This window comes from Gordonia iterans, from assembly GCF_002993285.1.
GTDB lineage: Bacteria > Actinomycetota > Actinomycetes > Mycobacteriales > Mycobacteriaceae > Gordonia > Gordonia iterans.
In genome coordinates, this window is record NZ_CP027433.1 from 684,516 (window position 1) to 702,311 (window position 17,796).

The following is a 17,796-nucleotide window of genomic DNA, read 5'->3' on the forward strand; positions in this document are numbered from 1 at the left end:
TACAAACGTACATGTACATTTGTACACATCGCAATGTGTGAGGTGAGACGGGGTGGAGTGGAGTGGCTCGACCCGGGTCAGTCGCCCTGGTCGGTGTTCTCGCCGTCGCGGCGCCTGCGGGCGATTGCGAGATAGTCGTCGAGCTGGCGGGTCAGTTCGCGATCCAGCGCGCGGTTCAGGCTGTTGTGCGCGGTCACCCGGCCGGTGTGCCGCAACTGGCGGATGAAGGTCATCGCCCAGTCCGACTCCTCGTCGCTCTCCGGGATCCAGCCGTCGAAGCGGCCCTCGGTGATGGCGGCGCGGCCCGCCGTGATGAGCGTCTTGGCGACGGTGTGCAGTTCTTCGTCGAGTTGCCGCTGCAGTCCGAGGATGTACTTCAGCGGGATGCCGATGTCCATCATGGACCGGTACGCGTCGAAGGTCTCGGTGTCCTTCACGAGGTAGGCGGCCGGCTCCGCGTCGTCGCCGAGAGGTTCGATCAGACCTGCGTCCTGCAGCTGCCCGAGCACGTCCGGGTCCGACGTGCCGAGGAAGTCGAACAGCTCGCCGGCCGGAACCTGCTGGCTCGGGGTGCGCTGGATCGGCTCGGTGATCAGGTCCTTGAGGCCGAGCACCTCGACCAGATCGTCGCCGCGTTGCAGCCCGGACAGGAACTCGCCGATGTGCGACATCGTGAAGCCGCGGCGCAGCAGATCGTTGATCACCTTGAGACGCGACAGGTGCTGCTCGGTGTAGATCGCGATCCGTCCGCGCCGGATCGGGCGGGGAATCAGACCCCGGTCCTGATAGCCGCGGACATTGCGGACGGTGGTCCCGGCCGCACGTGCGAGATCGTCGATCCGGTACTCCGTCATGTCGCTGATTATCGCAGAGGTCATTCCTCGTTGTGCCGGTGTTACCGGCGAGTCAGGCATCGACGGTGAGTTCGCCTGACGAGCACCGCGAGACGCACGGGAGGAAGTAGCCGTCGGCGCGCTCGGGTTCGGTGAGCAGGCCGTCGCGATGGTCGATCACGCCGGCCGCCGTGTGCAGCTTGCAGGCGCCACAGAATCCCTGCTGACACGAGTAGGGAGTGTCCGGCCGGACACGGCGGATGGCGGCCAGCGCCGACTCGTCGGCGGCCACGGTGATCTTCTCGCCGGTCGACGTCAAGACGACGTCGAACTCCGTGCCGTCGACGATGGGCGGCGGTGCGAAGCGCTCGAAATGCAGCTCGATGTCGGCCCGGCCGACGAGATGGCTGCGCAGCGCCTCGAGCATCGGCACCGGTCCACAGCAGTAGAGCGAGAGATCCGCCTCGGCGGACGGGCACGGGCCGACCAGGTCGGCCATCGACGGGAGTCCGTCGACGTCGTCGGTGCGCACGGTGACCCGGTCGCCGTAGCGGGCCAGTTCGTCGAGGAACGGGATGGAGTCGGCGCTGCGCCCGGAGTAGATCATCGACCAGTCGAGGCCGTAGCGGTCGGCCATCGCGAGCATCGGCAGAATCGGTGTGATGCCGATCCCCGCGGCGACGAAGCGGAGTCGTCGTGCGGGTGAACCGTACCCGGGGAGAACGAGCGGGAAGGCGTTGCGCGGGCCGCGGACGGTGACCGTGCCGCCGCACCGGACGGTGTCGTGGACCTCGATCGATCCGCCGCCGCCGTCCGGGATACGGCGGACGGCGATCCGGTAGGTGCGCCGGTCGCCGGGATCGCCGCACAGCGAATACGAGCGCATCCGCCCGGACGGCAGATGGAGATCCAGGTGCGCGCCCGGATGCCATTCGGGCAGCACCGAGCCGTCCGGAGCGGCGAAGGTCAGCGCGACCACGTTCTCGTCCCGGGCGACGGTCTCGCGGGCCACCACCTCCAGCGACAGCGCTCCCGCGTCGTCGGGCAGCGGTCTTAACCGCTCGAACGCGTTGAACAGCGGGAACCAGGTCTTCCGCAGGCCGGTGGTGAACCGCATCAGCGGGTCGCGGCGCCACCTCCCGTACAGGTGCGGAGGTTCGGTGGTCAGCGTCGTCGTGTGTTCGTGGAAGACGTGATTCATCGCTAAGCCGCCCTGCGTGCACCCGGAGACGAGGCGAGGTAGGCCACGGCCTGTGCGGTGTCGCCGATGTCCGTCGGCTGGAAACCGGGCCTGAAGTACGTGAAGGTCGCGCCCAGCAGATGGCGGATCTTGGGCAGCACGCCGGCGCGGGCGCCGCGGTAGTACCCGGTGAACTTGCCGACCGGCCCGATGTCGACCGTCGGGTCCGACGTCATGATGAAGCGGAATCCGCGCACCAGCAGAATTGCCAGGAACGGCATGGCCAGCGCCATCGCGCGCCCGCGGTGGAACATGGTGTCGGTGAAATAGGCTGCGGCCTCGTGCGCCACGGCACGATGCTCCACTTCCTCGGCGCCGTGCCAGGTGAACAGGTCCGTCATGCTCGGGTCGGCCCCGGCCTCGGCCCACCGGCAGTTCAGCGCGAAGTCGCCGAGGATCGCGGTGTAGTGCTCGATCGCGGCGATCATCCAGAGCCGCTCGATGAGGTGCTTCTGCCGCTGCTCAGGCGTGCCGCCCTCCCGCGGGCCCAACACCCGGCGGAAGATCCACTCCATCTGATCGGTGTAGGCCTTCGGGTCGATGCCGTGCCGCAGCATCCACTCCGCGACGGCCCGGTCGTGGGCCTCGGCGTGCATGGCCTCCTGCCCGACGAAGCCGCGCATGTCAGCGGCCAGGGCTTCGTCCTTGATCAGCGGGAGAGCCTCGTTGAACGTCTGGACGAACCATCGTTCCCCTTCGGGGAGGAGGAGGTTCAGCACGGTGATGAAGTTCGACGCCACGGGGTGCCCGGGAATCCAGTGCAGCGGCGCCGCGGAGAGATCGAACCGGACGTTGCGAGCATGCAGCTCCACCTTGCCCGGGTCGGTGTCCGAGGTGGAATGCGACGGCGTGCTGGTCATCGTGGCCTCCTTGCGTCGACGGCCCCGGGAGTCGGTCGGTCGACTTCCGGAAGGCGACGATGCGGGACGTTACCATTGAGCGTTGTCACATGCTAGCAACTGCAAGCAATCGGCCGGAGACGCGGGGAGCGGGCCGCCGGAGGCGGCGGGCATCGGCCCAGGTCATTGCCGGTACGATGCCAGGAAGTTTCCGATGCGCTCGATCGCGTCGCCGAGGTCTTGGGCCCACGGCAGGGTGACGATCCGGAAATGGTTGGTGTCCGGGAGGTTGAAGCCGCTGCCCTGCACCACGAGGATCTTCTCTTGCAGCAGCAGGTCCTGAACGAACTTCTCGTCGTTGTGGATCTCGTGGACCTCCGGGTCCATTCGGGGGAACGCGTACAACGCGCCCATCGGCTTCACACAGCTGACGCCGGGGATCTCGTTGAGCCTGTCCCACGTGATCTGCCGCTGCTCGAACAGCCGGCCGCCCGGAGCGCAGAGCGCGTCGATGCTCTGGTAGCCGCCGAGCGCCACCTGAATCGCGTGCTGGCCCGGCACGTTGCTGCACAGGCGGGTCGACGCCAGCGTGTGCAGACCCTCGATGAAGCCCCGCGCGTGATCCTTCGGTCCGGTGATCACCACCCAGCCGGCGCGGTAACCGCACACTCGGTACGCCTTGGACAGGCCGTTGAACGTGAGCACCAGCATGTCGGGAGCGAGCGAGGCGATGTTGGTGTGCACGGCGTCGTCGTACAGGATCTTGTCGTAGATCTCGTCGGCCAAGATCAGCAGCGAGTGCTTGCGGGCCAGTTCGACGATGCCCGTGAGGACCTCGGGCGAGTACACGGCTCCGGTCGGGTTGTTCGGGTTGATCACCACGATCGCCTTGGTGCGATCGGTGATCTTGGCGGCGATGTCGTCGAGGTCGGGGTTCCAGTCGGCGGCCTCGTCGCACCGGTAGTGCACGGGGGTGCCGCCGGACAGCGCGGTCATCGCGGTCCACAGCGGGTAGTCCGGCGACGGAATCAGCACCTCGTCGCCCGGATTCAGCAGGGCCTGCATGGTCATGGTGATCAGTTCGGACACGCCGTTGCCCAGCAGGACGTCGTCGACGTCGAAGTACGGGAAATCGGGGATCAGTTCGTAGCGCGTGACGATCGCGCGGCGGGCCGGGAGCACGCCCGCCGACTCGGAGTAGCCCTGCGAGAACGGGAGGGCGTGGATCATGTCGCGCATGATCACATCGGGGGCCTCGAAACCGAACAGCGCCGGGTTGCCGATGTTGAGCTTCAGGATGCGGTGCCCCTCGGCCTCCATCCGTGCCGCATGCTCGTGCACGGGGCCCCGGATCTCGTAGAGGACGTTCTTCAGTTTGTCGGACTGGTCCAGGGTACGCAGGTTCAGGTTCTGATGCGATACATGCGGTCGGCTCACGGGTTCCATTCTGACAGCCGGGGCAAATGGATTCCGCTGCAGGCGGTGCGGCAGGCTGGACGGCATGACGTGCGCGGACGGCCGATTCGGCGGGGAGGGATTCGACGTCGTCGGCTTCAACGTGAACGGGATCCGGGCAGCGCGCCGGCGCGGGTTCGACGCATGGCTGGCCGCGCGCCGGCCGGACGTGCTCGCGATTCAGGAGTTGCGTTGCGGCGCAGACGATGTCGGCGAGTTCCCGGGATACCACGCGGCCTACGACGTCGGTGCCATTCCGGGGCGGAACGGAGTCGCCGTGCTGACCCGCACCGCACCGCACGCCGTGCGGAGCTGGGCCGACGCCCCGCCGAAGGCCCGCGGCCTGGGGGTCTTCGCGCACGAGGGCCGCTACCTGGAGGTGGACTTGGCGGACCGGCCGCTGACCGTGGGCTGCCTGTACTTGCCCAAGGGCGGCCTGCCCGCCGACCTGCAGAGGCCCGGCTCGATGCGCGAGAAGCCGGACGGCGGCGCCAAGTACGCCCGCAAGATGGGCTTTCTCGCAGCGTTCCGGCGCGAGCTGGACCGGAATCGACGAGCGGCGCTGGCCGCCGGGCGCGAGTTCTTGCTGGTGGGCGACCTCAATGTCGCGCATCTGGAACACGACGTGACCAATTGGCGGCCGGCCCGCAAGATGGAGGGTTTTCTTCCCGAGGAGCGGGAGTGGTTCTCGTCGGTGACCGGGCCGCGGCGGTTCGTGGACGTGGTGCGCCGCCTGCACGGCGACCGCCCAGGGCCGCTGACCTGGTGGAGCTGGGCGGGAGAGTCGTTCGCCAAGGACGTCGGCTGGCGGATCGATCACCAGCTGGCGACGCCGGGCCTGGCTCGTCGTGCGGTGTCGGTGACCGTGGACAAGGAGCCGTCCGCCGATCAGCGGCTCTCCGATCACGCTCCGTTGATCGTCCGCTACGCCGACTGATCGTGCGTCTCGCAGGGCCGAACGTCCTTCCCGCACGGCCGGCCGCTGCGTGGCCGGGTCGGCCTTCTGTGCCGGATCAGCGGCGCATGGCCAGTGCCGCGGCGACCTGGGCGATGCAACGCTCGGGGTCGTCGGTCAGCTGCTTCCACGTGAACGAGAGGGTGATCCATCCGGCCGCGGCGAGCATCGCGGTCTTCGCGTTGTCGTTCTCGAAACGCTCGGCGTCGCGGTGGTACGCCCACCCGTTGATCTCTACGCTGACCCGCTCGGCGGGCCAGGCGAAGTCGATTGGTCGGCCACCGAACCGATACTGCTGAATCCAGCCGGTGATCTCATGGAGCTTCAGCAACTCGGCGAAGAGGCGCTCGGCCTCGGACTCCGCGCCGGCGACCAGTGTTGCGAGCAGATCGCGCGCGGGCCGAAGGCCGTGCATGCCCTTGTTGCGTTCGAGCGCGGCGGTCAGGTCCGCCACGGTCACCAGCTTGCGCTGGAGGACGCGGTCAAGGAAGGCGGAGGCGTCCTTCTCGAGGGTGGCGAGGGTCCCGAGCACTGTGAGGGCGGGAGCGGTCACCGGGAGGCCGCGCTCCTCGGTGAGATCTTCGGCGGGCAGCGACCGGTGGAGTAGTACGACCTCGTGCGGAAGCTCGGGCGGTCGGTGGGAGTTCACCGGCACGCACACCGTGAGCGGCCGACGGAGCGCGTCGATCATGCCGTGCCACCACGCGGCGGAGGTCCGGTCGGCGACGCCACGGTGTGCGCCGACCACGGCGCGGACCAGTGCGGCGTCGGTGAACGCATGCTGGCGGGACAGGTAGACCCCGCGCGCGTAGTGCTCCCATGAACCGTTCTTCACCTTGCGGCTGATCTGGCCGCGGGAGAGACCGCAGGTCAAGGCCTGGGGCGTGGTGAGCACCCCGTCCAGGTCGGCGAGTACCGTGTCGACCTCGGCGCGGATGCGCCGTCGTCGGGTGCGGCGGGCGTCGGATGAGGTCTGCGCGGTGGTACCGGGCTGAGTGGTCACGGTGTTTAGACGCAGCACCTCGCCCGCGGGTTCCATCCCAGGAAATCTGCCGTCCTTTTGTGCCGGTTTCCGACACAAAAGGAAGGAGGATATTCCAGAGGACCCGGGGCAGATCGGTGATCGACGGGCTATCTCGAAGGCGGTGCGCTTCCGACGGCCTCGTAGGCCCACATCGTGAGGTAGGCGAGGGCGAAAAACGCGGCGACAGCCAGTCCGACGCCGGTGGACTCGACATGGGAGAGAGGGTTGCGGACCCAGTCGAGAGTGCCGGCGACCACCGCATCGGGGCGGTCGATCAGATCCCACGAGTTCCACCGCTGGAATCGGCCGATCACCACGCCGACCGCGCAGAGCGCGACCGTCACCGCCATCGCCGTCCAGCCGGTGACACGACCGAACTCGGCGGTGAGCCGGCGATGCACTAGGCGCATGGACACCACGCCGAGCATGATCCCCGTCCAGGCCGCGACACCGTACTGCAGGACGTGCCGCCAGAGGTCGTACCCGTTGCGGAGATGCACCAGATCGGTGATCAGGTACGGCGCGTTCGGCAAGAACGCGAGCCACAGGACACCGAACGGAAGCAGCCAGATCCGGCGCGGCACTGCGGCGAACGCGAAGGCGAAGACCAGGGGGATCCAGGCCAGGAAGAGATTCCAGATCAGGAATCGGCTCGGATAGCTCAGTGGCGCCTCGGGATCGGTGATCCCCAGGACGGCGGTCAGCAGCGAGGTCCCGGCGAGTGCCGCCAGCAGGGCCAGGTAGCGCGGGTCGCGCAGGTCGATCGTGCTGCCGCGTTCCGGCGCCGGGGTGACTGAGTTCATGACGCCACCGTACGGAGCCGTCCCCGCCCGCGGTCGACACCCAGCCGTGTCCGCGGCCGGATCGTCGCGTGCGGAGGACCGGCTCGGGATGCGCGACGGCCCGGACTCCGTGCGGGAGTCCGGGCCGTCTAGTCGCGATGGCGGCGGGGCCTAGCGTCCGGGACGCTTCTTGCCCGCGGCCATGCCGAAGCCCTTCGCCTTGCCCTCGGTGCCCGTGGTGACGGCATCGGAGGACCGGGATGCCTCGGCCTCGGTCTCGACTGCGACCGCGGCGTCGGCGACCTCGTCGGGCGCCTCGGCGGGGACGTCGGGGGCGGTGTCCTCGGTGGCCGGAGTGTCGTCGAGGGGCGCGCCTTCGATCGGCTCCTCCGCCGGGGCCTCGGTGACCGCCGCCGCTGCCGGCTTCGAGGCACCGGGTTTGCGGAGTCCGCCGCCGGGCTTCTTGAGGCCGCCGGCCATGCCGAAGCCCTTGGCCTTGCCTTCCGTCGCGGCAGTGGTCGCCGCTGCGGTCTCGGTCGCCTGCTCCTGAGCCGACTCGGCCATCGCCGCCGCGCCCGGATCCACGGCTTCGATCACGTCGGCCGTGTCCTCGACGGTCTCCGCGGCCGGAACCTCGGTGTCGTCCGCCGCCGGTGCCGCTGTGGCCTTCGGGGCACCGGGCTTGCGGAGTCCGCCGCCGGGCTTCTTGAGACCGCCGGCCATGCCGAAGCCCTTGGCCTTGCCCTCCGACGGCGCGGTGGTGGTCTCGGTGGCCGGTGCATCGGTGACAGCGGTGACGTCAGCGTGCGCCTGCGCGGGAGCAGCTGCGGCGGGCTTCTTGATGCCGCCGGGCTTCTTCAACCCGTTCGGTGCGGTCTCCGTCGCAGCCGCCTCTGCCTCGGGCGGCGCCTCCGCTGCCGCCGGGGCCGCGCCACCGGGCTTCTTGATTCCGCCCGGCTTCTTCAAGCCGCCGGGCTTCTTGAGGCCGCTCGGCTTGCCCAGCCCGCCCTCGGCAGGTGCGGCGTCCGCGGCCGGCTTGGCAGCCCCGCCGGGGGCAGGTGCCCCACCCGGCTTCTTGAGACCGCCAGGCTTCTTCAGTCCACCCTTGGGCGCCAGCCCGCCGGTCGCGGGCTTCGTGGCAGCGGGCGCTTCGGTCTTTGCCGCGGGGGCGGCCTTGACCGGTGCGGGTTCCGGCTCGGTTTCGGGCTCGGGCTCCGGCTTGGCGACCCACTTGGGTCCGTGGTGCTTGTCGCCGCGGGTGATGCCCTCGTGCTGTCCGCGTCTGACGCCTTCCAGGATCATCTGGGCGACGTCGACCACCTCGATCTTGTCCTCCAGCTCGGTGCCGGAGGTCTGCGCGGTGACGCCGTCGGTCAGCATGACGCGGCAGAACGGGCAGCCGGTCGCGACGAGCTTGGTGTCGTCACCGGTGGGCGTGGTGGCCAGGGTGTCGAGCGCCTCGTCGACGCGGTCGACGTTGATGCGCTTGCCGATCTGCTCCTCCATCCACATGCGCGCGCCGCCGGCGCCACAGCACATGGAGCGCGAGCCGTGTCGCGGCATCTCGGTCAGGGTGGAGCCGGAGGCCTCCATCAGTTCGCGCGGAGCGTCGTAGATGGTGTTGTGACGACCGAGGTAGCAGGGATCGTGGTAGGTCACTTCGCGCCCGCCGACCGGGGCGACCGGCACCAGGCGCTTCTCCCGAACCAGGCGGTTCAGCAGCTGGGTGTGGTGCACCACCTCGTACTGGCCGGCCGAGGCCTCGCCGGTGATCCCGGCGACCTGCGGGTACTCGTTGTAGATCGCATTGAAGCAGTGCGCACAGGTCACGACGATCTTGCGGCGCTGCTGGGGCGCGGTGGCGAAGAGTTCGTTGAAGGTCTCGATGTTCTGCTGCGCCAGCATCTGGAACAGGAACTCGTTTCCGGCACGGCGTGCGGAGTCGCCGGTGCAGGTCTCGCCCTGCCCCAGGACCATGAAGTCGACGGCCGCGATGTTGAGGAGTTCGGCGACGGCCTTCGTGGTCTTCTTGGCGCGATCCTCGTAGGCGCCGGCGCAGCCGACCCAGAAGAGGTATTCGTAGCCCTCGAACGACTCGACGTCTTGACCGTAGACGGGGACGTGGAAGTCCAGTTCGTCGATCCAGGCGGTGCGCTGGGCCTGGTTCTGGCCCCACGGGTTGCCCTTGTTCTCCAGGTTCTTGAACAGGCCGGCCAGCTCGGACGGGAAGTCCGACTCGATCAGGACCTGGTAACGGCGCATGTCGACGAAATGGTCGATGTGCTCGATGTCGACCGGGCACTGCTCCACGCAGGCGCCGCACGTGGTGCAGCTCCACAGTGCTTCGGCGTCGATGATAGCCCCGGTGGTGCCCTCGGATTCGCCGACCAACGGCCGCTCGGCTTCGGTGCGGGCCTCGGCAGGGATCGCCTCGAGCTTGTCTTCGCGGACGTTGCCGTCGGCGTCGACCAGGCCGATCTCGTCGCCGCCCATGTCCTTGGCGCCGCCGGCCAGGAGGTACGGGGCCTTGGCGTAGCCGTGGTCGCGCAGCGACATGATCATCAGCTTGGGCGAGAGCGGCTTGCCGGTGTTCCAGGCCGGGCACTGGCTCTGGCACCGGCCGCACTCGGTGCACGTGGTGAAGTCGAGCCAGCCCTTCCAGCTGAAGTCCTCGATCTTGCCGGCGCCGAAGGCATCGACGTCCGGGTCGGCGGTCTCCATCTCCAGGACCTTGCCGTTGCTCTCCATCGGCTTGATGGCGCCGAGGGCGACACCGCCGTCGGACTCACGCTTGAAGAAGATGTTCGGGAACGCGGCGAAGCGGTGCCAGGCCACGCCCCAGTTGAGGTTCATGCCGACCAGCAGCAGGAACAAGCTGCCCGAGAGCAGTTTGACGACTGCGAACAGCGACACCATCAGCGGGCTCGCCGGAAGCAGCTTGGCCACCTGCATGGTGAAGAAGTCGGAGTAGACGTTCGAGTGGTGGTACGTCGCGATCTTGCCGGCCTTGACGAAGATCATGCCCAGACCCTCGACCAGGACGATGGCCTCGATCGTATAGGCGGGGAGGAACCGGGAGCCGGTGAAACGAGACAGGCGCTTGGGAACGCGAGGATGGTTCTTCTGCCGGATGACGATGAGGACGACGATGCCGATCACGGTGCCGATGCCGAGGATCTCGTCCCACAGATGCCAGGCGAAGGAATCGCCGAAGAGCGGCCAGTGGAACTCCGGGTTGATCGACTGTCCGTAGGCTTCGAAGAAGAGCAGGAATCCGCCGAGGAAGCCGATCATCACCAGCCAGTGCGCGACGCCGACGGTCGGGAACTTCACCATTCTGGTGTGGGCGATGAACTCCTTGAGCATCGTCCACAGTCGCGACAGCGGATGCGCGAACCGCGACGAGTCGACCTTCTGGCCCTGCGAGATGATGCGGGCCATCCGTACGACACCGCGGAGGAACGAGCCCCAGCACAGAATGCTGATCGCTACCGCGATGGATCCGATTACAACCGTCGTGGTCGTCACGGCGAGTACCGGCCTTTCTTCGGGTCGTTAGCACAACTGCGCTGCGGCGCGGGTGCGCCTCAGCGAAGTCCGACATAGTTCTGTGTAACCGTAGAGGTTCGACTAGTGGTTCCGCCGCCAAGGATTACCTAACTTCGCTGGCCACGGTCCTGGACGTGATCGGTCCAACACATGTTACTCGTGAGTAACCATAGCTTCGAGGCCCGTCACCGGGATGTGGCGGAGATCATCGCACGGTGCGACGATCCGTCGGTCGCGGCACCGCCCGAGGTGGGTGGATCAGTGGATCGGTTCGATCGTCTCAATCTCTGCGAGGGCGGTCTCCAGGTGATCGAGCATGCGTTGCAGGCTCGGCAACTGTGCGCGGGCACCGGTGATCCCGAACGCCGTCTTGCCGCCGACTGAGGTGATGGTGATGTTCATCGCCTGACCGTCGACCGGAATCGACGCCGGATAGCAGCCGTCCAGTCGGGCGCCGTTCCAGTAGAGCTGTTCGTCGGCGCCGGGCACGTTGGAGATCACGACGTTGAACATCTGCGGCGACAGGTCCAGGCCGCCGGGCATGGGCGAAAAGGCGAGCGGCCACAGGTTCACCGCACCCAGGGCCAGCTGCTGCAGCGGGCGCAGACCGCGGATGACGTTCTTGGCCGTGGACGTGGACGACCGGATTTCTCGAAGCCGGTCGGCGGGTGCGGGGAGGTCGGTCGCGAGCTTCGCCAGGATCGCGGTCACGTTGTTGCCCTCGGACTCGGCGTCGTGCAGCGACACCGGGACCATGGCGACCAGGGACTCGTCCGGCAGGGCGTCGTGGTCGGCGAGGTAGGAGCGTAACGCTCCCGAGCACATGGCGAGGATGACGTCGTTCACCGTCACGTGGTGGCGGCGCGCGGCTGCGCGGATGCGCTCGGTCGGCCAGTCCTGTGCGGCGAAGCGGCGGGCGGCGCCGATCGGGACGTTGAGCATCGTCTTGGGGGCCGGCTTCATCGGAGGGATGAAGTCCTTGTTCCGCATGCCCGAGACGGCGACCTTGGCCGCTGCGGGCGCTATGCCGACGATGTCGTCCGCGGTGCGCACCACGCTGCCGACCGTGTCGCTGACCTTCCCGAGCAGACTTCGCTCGGGCTTCGGCGCGCGCGGCCTCCGCCTCCTTCGGAGGTGGGCGTCCCAGAACGCGGTGCCGGTGCGGTCGTCGGCGTCGGTGGTCAGGCAGCGCTGCAGCATGCGCAGCGCGGTGACGCCGTCGACGGTCGAGTGGTGAACCTTGGTGTAGAGCGCCAGACGCCCGTCCTTGAGTCCCTCGATGATGTGGAGCTCCCACATCGGCTTGGAGCGGTCGAGCAGGGTGCCGTGGTTGAGCGAGACGTAGCGCAGCAGGTTCTTGATCTCGCCTGGGCGGGGCAGCGCGATGCGGCGCACGTGGTAGTCGAAATCGATGCCGTCGGCGTGCTGCCAGGCGAGATATCCCGCGACACTGCCCGCCGGCCGGCGGAGGAAGGCCTCCTGGAAGTCCGTGGCCGCCTGAAAGCGCTCATGTATCTCGTCGGCCAGTTCGGCCGCCGTCTGCCCTTCGCGGGGCACGAACAGCTGAAGGCCGCCCACATGCATGGGCTGATCGCGTGTCTCGCCGATGAGGAACATCGACTCGGTCACTGGCATGTACTGCATGTGAACCACCTCGCCTTACTGGTCAGTAGTAAGAGCTTACGAGACGTGCGCCCGCGGAGACCAACGTCGTCGGACATCTCACGCCGTCACGCATCGATCGGCTCGATCCGTTCGAGCTCGGTCAGGGCGGCGTCGAGATGGTCGAGGATGCGCTGCAGGCTCGGCAGCTGGGCTCGCGCGCCGATGATGCCGAAGTTCGCCTTGCCCCCGACCGTGGTAATCGTGATGTTCATCGCCAGCCCCTCCATCGGGATCGACACCGGGTAGCAGCCGTCGAGTCGCGCGCCGTTCCAATACAGCGGCTCGTCGGGGCCGGGAACGCTGGAGATCATGAGATTGAAGCCGCGCGGGGTGAAGTCCACGAAACCGGGCACCGGGGCGAAGGCCAGCGGCCAGATGTTGGCCGCGCCCAGGGCCAGCGACTGCACCTGCTTCAGGCCGCGCACCACGTGTTTGGCGCTCGACGTGGAGGCGCGGATCTCCCGGAGTCGCTCGGTGGGGTCGTCGACGTCGGTGGCCATCCGCACGATGACCGCGGTGATCGCGTTGCCGTCGCCGTCGCCGTCCGCGTGCAGGGACACCGGCAGGCACGACGTGAGCGAGCGGTCCGGCAGCGCGCCCTGATCGCTGAGGTATCGCCGGAGACCGCCCGAGCACATCGCGAGGAGGATGTCGTTGAAGGTGGCGCCGTGCCTGCGGGCGGCCGCGCGCAGGCGATCGGTCGGCCAATCCTGCGCGGCGAATCGTCGTGCCGATCCGATCGGGACGTTGAGGATCGTCTTGGGGGCCATCTGCAGCGGCGCCACGTAGTCCCGGTCCGAGATGCCGGCGACGGCGACCTTCAGCGCGGCCGGTCCCAGTCCGAGCACGTCGTCGAGTAGGCCGACCGTGGATCCGGCCGCGCCGGCGACCTTTCGCAGGAGTCCGGTGCGGGGTTCGTCCGTGCGCTTGCGGGGACGGCGACGCAGCAGTGCGGAGTCCCAGAATGCGGTGCCGGTGCGGTCGTCGGGGTCAGTGGACAGCGCCCGCTGCAGGATCCGCAGGGCGGTGACGCCGTCGGCGAGCGAGTGGTGGATCTTGGTGTAGAGCGCCAAACGCCCGTCCTGAAGGCCTTCGATGATGTGGACCTCCCACATCGGCCGGGAGCGGTCGAGCAGGGCCCCGTGGTTCAGCGAGACGTAACGCAGCAGGTTCTTGATCTCGCCCGGGCGCGGCAGAACGATGCGGCGGACGTGATAGTCGAAGTCGATGTCGTGTGCCTGCTGCCACGCGGTGTAACCGGCGATGCTGGCCGGGCTCGCCGGTCTCTTCAGGAAGAGCGGCTGGATCTCTTCGGCGTCGAGGAACTTCCGGTGGACCTCTTCGGCCAGATCCGCCGCGGTCTGGCCCTCGCGGGGCACGAACAACTGCAGCCCGCCGACGTGCATGGGCTGGTCACGTGTTTCGGCGATCAGGAACATCGACTGCGTCACCGGCATGTACTGCAACGGTCTTCCTCCATCGGCTCGGGTTCGCGGACCACATGGTGCGCCCGTGATCGTGCACCGGCGCATCGCGAGATTAGTGTGTCATGCGCCACAATCGAGACGGTTTCCGGCCCCGGTCTCACCGCCTCGCGCGGCGTTCCCGGGCCGTTCTGACGTGCTCACTGAGGTGCGCTCGGCGGTGCGGGCGCGTGGCTGGGTGAAAGCCGACATCTGGCCGAATTTTCGTGTGACACCCAACCGGGTGACATCCTGCTAGTTTGTGATCCGAGACACTTAGCGCGCTCTCAGCTTTTTCCTCAGGTCGGGTTTGTATCGAACAAAGGATGCCCAGGCAGATGACCACATCACAGACACGCCGGAATCGTCGTCGCAAGGCCGCCTCGGCCGCGGTGGCCGTCGGAGCCTCGGCAGCCCTGCTCGCCGGGACGACGCTCACGGCGCCTCCCGCTCAGGCCGACCTGCTTCCCCTGAGCATCGGGAGTATCGGGGAACTGCTCCCGGATGTGATCGCCGCCTGCGATGCCGGTGACCCGGAAGTCAGCAATGGACTTCTCGGAAGCTCGGCGGATTGCACCAATGCGACGCCGTGGCTGTTGACCCCTGTTGCCGACGCGATCCTCGGGCTCGTCGCGCCGGAGCTTGCGCAGTTGATCTCGATCGGCGGCCTCAACGGGGCGCTGGCAACTTCCGGGCTGGAACTGGATCTGAGTTGGGGTGGCGTGGATGTCGTCATCCCGGGCACCGCGGTGATCGCGGGCAGCGGTTACACGACGGCGATCACGCTCCTGGGTGGCCAATCGACTGCGAAGGCAGACTATGTTCTCGCAGCGGCCATCGCGGTGGCCGCTGCGGGCGGTATCGCTAACGCAGACGCGCTGTTCGGCGTGAGTGTCGCGAGTGCGGTGGGGCGGCCGGCAACTCAGATCGAACTCTGGCCGCTTCCGTCTGTCGGCTCGCCGCGGGTCGAGAACTCGGCGAACGCTAGGAGCCTCCCACTGGGTATTGCGATCGCCAACTCATCGATCACACTGAGCGAGCTCGCCACGGGAACTGTCGCCAACGTGCCGCAACACCGCGCGTCGACCGTCGCCCTTGGCGGGATCACGAGTGCTTACCGCGCGGTCGACGGCTCGCAGGGCGCGGTCTGCACCGCGCTCTACGGTGAGGCGCGCGTGCACAAGCAGACACTGGACGACGACGGCAATGTCGTGAGTTCACAGCGGACCAACTCGTGCACCAGCGTGCTTTTCATCTTCCAGAAGCAGCAGAACGTGGGCGAACACGGCGGCTTCGAGGTCTACGCGATCAAGAACCCGTTCGACGTCGGTTTGGTGTCGCCGTTCGGCGACGACATCGCGGGGTTCCTCTCCGACGTCACGGGAGAGGCCTTCGAACTGGGGGCGCTCAACGATCTGCTCGCCGGTCGCTTCGTCCCCGAGTTCCAGAGCGACATCATCCGCGTGGTGATGACGGACGACGGACCGAAGCTGGAAACGGATCTCCCCGAGTGGCTGGAGAGCCTGTTCGGGCAGACTCAGACCAACTCGCTGCTGCCGTTGGCCGCCGCCGCGACAGATGACACGGCGCCGACGGTTCTGAGTGTTGCCGACAAGGCAGGCGAGGCAGAGGAGGCGCAGGCGGACGTCACGTCCAAGTCGACCGCCGAGTCGGTGACCGACGCGGGGATCGTCGTCAACGATCCCGCGCCGCTTCCGCCGGTCGAGACGCCGGAACTCGCCGATCCGCCCGCGATGGAGGTGGTCGATCAGACGCCGCAGGATTCGCCTCAGCCCGAGGCTGCCGACACCGAGTCGCCGTCCTCGGTCGAACCCTCGGCCGAGCCGGTCCAGGAGGTCGAAGCTGAATCCGCTGCCGATCCGGAGCCGGCGCTCAGCTGACCTCCGGCGCTCGCCACGGTCGTCGACGACCGGGATCCGGCCGCCCCGAAGAGGTGCGTCGGCAGTCAGGTTTCAGGGACTGCTCCGTGTCAGACTTGCGCGTGGCACAGTAGTTTCTTTGGCCTAGTAACTAGTGTCACTGGAAATGGGGACAACGAAGCGCTGTCTCGGGACCGCCGGCCGATCCTCTACTTTGGTAGTGGTGCGGAGACGACTCGGGCTGCTGGCGCTGTGGGCGGTCGTCGCCGTCGAGATCGTCGTGATCGTCAGTTCGGCGTGGTCGTTGCTCGCCGCCCGCGGGCGCGTGTTCTCCGCGGACGACCTCCCCGCGGGAGGGCCGTCGACGCTGATCGTGCTCGGCGCCAAAGCGGAGAACGACGAGCCCGGCACCTATCTGCGGAGCCGGCTCGACGTCGCCGTCGACCTCTACCGCACCGGGAGGGTCGAGAGGATCCTGAACTCCGGGAACGACGCGGACGACGCCGGCAACGAGGTACGCGTGATGCGCGCCTACCTCGAGGAGCGTGGTGTGCCGAGCGAGGCGATCGTCGACGACCCGATCGGCATGAACACCGGTCATACGTGCCGCCGGGCCGCCGTCGAATACGGGATCCGGGAGGCGCTGATCGTCACGCAGAACTTCCACATCGGCCGGGCGGTGGGGCTGTGCCGGTCCGAGGGCATCGACGCGATCGGGGTGATCGCCCCCTGCGACGGCTGCACCGGCCTCTCGCTGGTGCGCAACTACGTCCGGGAGGCGGTGCTGTCCCGGCCGAAGGCGCTGCTCACCGTGCTGCGGGTCAGATCTGCCAGCGCAGCGGCAACCGGGGGCGGCCGGTGAGGTATACCGAGCCGGGAAGGCGACGGAGCACCTCCACCAGTCCCAGAGACAGTGCGATGGTCAGCAGGTAGACGACGAGGGTGCCCCACGGCTGCCCGAGTGCGTGCACGATCGTCGGCGCCCCGTCCGTCTCAGGCCGCAGCAACAGGAACAGCACCAGCACGTGCACCAGGAACACCGGGAAGCTGCGGTTGGACGCGTACGCGACCGCTTTCCCGAAGCGCGGCGAGTACGGCCGCACGTGGGTCGCCCAGTGCAGGCCCATCGCGTAGATCGTCAGCACCGCGAACACCAGGAACGGCAGCAGCGTGACGGCGAAGGCGCTGTCGTGGCTGAACACCTTGCCGCTGACGAAGGCCTCGTACAGGTAGACGCCGACGGCGAACGCGCCGGTGCCGACCAGGCCGGCCGCCAGCCAGCCGCCCCGTCCGCGGATCCACGCGTCCACCTGCTCCCGATGCACGGCGGCCACGGCGCCGGCGACGATGAAGAACTGGTAGGGGACGAAGGTCGCGTAGTGGTGCCACCACCAGCCGGCCCACGACTCCGGCGGCGTCCAGTAGGTGATCACCGCGAACACCGCGATCTGCAGGGCGAAGCTGGCGGCGAGCAGTGCGCCGTGATGGCCCTTGGTCTTCTGCACCAGCCAGCGGATCGCCGGGAACAGCAGGTACACCTGCAGCATCACCAGCAGAAAGTAGAGGTGGAACCCGGCGGTGCCCCACTTGAGCTGGTTCCAGAACTCGTCGAGGCTGGTCGGCACGTCGCCGAGGCGCCCGTACGACCACATGCCGATCACCACCCAGTACACGGCGGACCACAGGATGTACGGCACGATCACGAGCTTCATCCGCCGGCGCCAGAACCATCCGGCGCGGAAGTCGTCGCGCCCGGCGTATTGGTACATCAGCACGAAGCCGGTCAGGGCGAAGAAGATGTTGCGCGACGCATGTAATAGCAGCGTGGTCGCGTTGGTGCCGATGTTGGAGAACGCGTCGGTGGTCTGCGTCAGCGCGTGAGTGAAGATCACCAGCGCGAACGTCGTCGCGCGGATCAGATCCACCTGGAACAGGTACGGGCGTTTGGCTGAGGCCCTCGTGTTCGACGAAGGGGTGTTCGACGACGACGTGATCGGTCCGGCGGACTCCGGGGAGGGTCGGGTCACCGTGCGTGACCCCCTGGGCGTCGGCACGGCTTCGTCGGGATGTTCGGCTGCAGTGTCATAGCGTGGTGAGCTGGGGTGCTCCGA

General features: G+C 67.9%; 13 protein-coding genes. 3 read left to right on the forward strand and 10 right to left on the reverse strand.

Features of this window, described 5'->3' with window-relative positions; all coding sequences use genetic code 11:
• Window positions 1–77: 77 nt before the first annotated feature.
• From C6V83_RS03120 to C6V83_RS03135, 4 genes are all read right to left on the reverse strand, one after another.
• Entirely contained in the window at window positions 78–854 is a 777-nt protein-coding gene (locus C6V83_RS03120) for a MerR family transcriptional regulator (RefSeq protein WP_105941156.1), read from the reverse strand.
• Between the two features lie 52 nt (window positions 855–906).
• Entirely contained in the window at window positions 907–2,034 is a 1,128-nt protein-coding gene (locus C6V83_RS03125; RefSeq protein ID WP_105941157.1) for a PDR/VanB family oxidoreductase, read from the reverse strand.
• A 2-nt stretch (window positions 2,035–2,036) separates the two neighbouring features.
• A complete protein-coding gene (locus tag C6V83_RS03130; RefSeq protein WP_105941158.1) occupies window positions 2,037–2,933 on the reverse strand; it encodes a metal-dependent hydrolase in 897 nt (298 codons plus the stop codon).
• Between the two features lie 162 nt (window positions 2,934–3,095).
• Window positions 3,096–4,349 (reverse strand): pyridoxal phosphate-dependent aminotransferase, encoded by a 1,254-nt coding sequence (locus C6V83_RS03135; protein ID WP_105943683.1) that lies wholly within the window; start codon window positions 4,347–4,349, stop codon window positions 3,096–3,098.
• Between the two features lie 64 nt (window positions 4,350–4,413).
• Between C6V83_RS03135 and C6V83_RS03140 the strand changes: the two genes are divergently transcribed.
• Window positions 4,414–5,304, forward strand: coding sequence for an exodeoxyribonuclease III (locus tag C6V83_RS03140; protein WP_105941159.1), 891 nt, complete (start codon window positions 4,414–4,416; stop codon window positions 5,302–5,304).
• Between the two features lie 76 nt (window positions 5,305–5,380).
• On the opposite strand, the gene C6V83_RS03145 is transcribed toward C6V83_RS03140, so the two are convergent.
• The 5 genes from C6V83_RS03145 to C6V83_RS03165 form a co-directional block, all read right to left on the reverse strand.
• On the reverse strand, window positions 5,381–6,361 hold the full coding sequence (locus C6V83_RS03145; protein WP_105941160.1) for a type IV toxin-antitoxin system AbiEi family antitoxin domain-containing protein: 981 nt from the start codon (window positions 6,359–6,361) through the stop codon (window positions 5,381–5,383).
• A 92-nt stretch (window positions 6,362–6,453) separates the two neighbouring features.
• Window positions 6,454–7,104, reverse strand: a complete 651-nt coding sequence (locus C6V83_RS03150; protein ID WP_456071339.1) for a DUF1361 domain-containing protein — start codon at window positions 7,102–7,104, stop codon at window positions 6,454–6,456.
• A 195-nt stretch (window positions 7,105–7,299) separates the two neighbouring features.
• Window positions 7,300–10,656, reverse strand: coding sequence for a (Fe-S)-binding protein (locus C6V83_RS03155; RefSeq protein ID WP_105941162.1), 3,357 nt, complete (start codon window positions 10,654–10,656; stop codon window positions 7,300–7,302).
• A 279-nt stretch (window positions 10,657–10,935) separates the two neighbouring features.
• Window positions 10,936–12,321: a WS/DGAT/MGAT family O-acyltransferase gene (locus tag C6V83_RS03160; RefSeq protein WP_105941163.1), complete on the reverse strand. Its 1,386-nt coding sequence runs from the start codon at window positions 12,319–12,321 to the stop codon at window positions 10,936–10,938.
• A gap of 86 nt (window positions 12,322–12,407) precedes the next feature.
• Window positions 12,408–13,808, reverse strand: coding sequence for a WS/DGAT/MGAT family O-acyltransferase (locus C6V83_RS03165; protein ID WP_105941164.1), 1,401 nt, complete (start codon window positions 13,806–13,808; stop codon window positions 12,408–12,410).
• 335 nt (window positions 13,809–14,143) lie between these two features.
• Here C6V83_RS03165 and C6V83_RS03170 point away from each other — a divergent pair, with 335 nt between their 5' ends.
• Window positions 14,144–15,706 (forward strand): hypothetical protein, encoded by a 1,563-nt coding sequence (locus tag C6V83_RS03170; protein WP_105941165.1) that lies wholly within the window; start codon window positions 14,144–14,146, stop codon window positions 15,704–15,706.
• Between the two features lie 202 nt (window positions 15,707–15,908).
• Window positions 15,909–16,547 (forward strand): SanA/YdcF family protein, encoded by a 639-nt coding sequence (locus C6V83_RS03175; RefSeq protein WP_325027376.1) that lies wholly within the window; start codon window positions 15,909–15,911, stop codon window positions 16,545–16,547.
• On the opposite strand, the gene C6V83_RS03180 is transcribed toward C6V83_RS03175, so the two are convergent.
• Window positions 16,507–17,712 (reverse strand): acyltransferase, encoded by a 1,206-nt coding sequence (locus C6V83_RS03180; RefSeq protein ID WP_105941167.1) that lies wholly within the window; start codon window positions 17,710–17,712, stop codon window positions 16,507–16,509. The genes C6V83_RS03175 and C6V83_RS03180 overlap by 41 nt on opposite strands.
• Window positions 17,713–17,796: the final 84 nt, after the last annotated feature.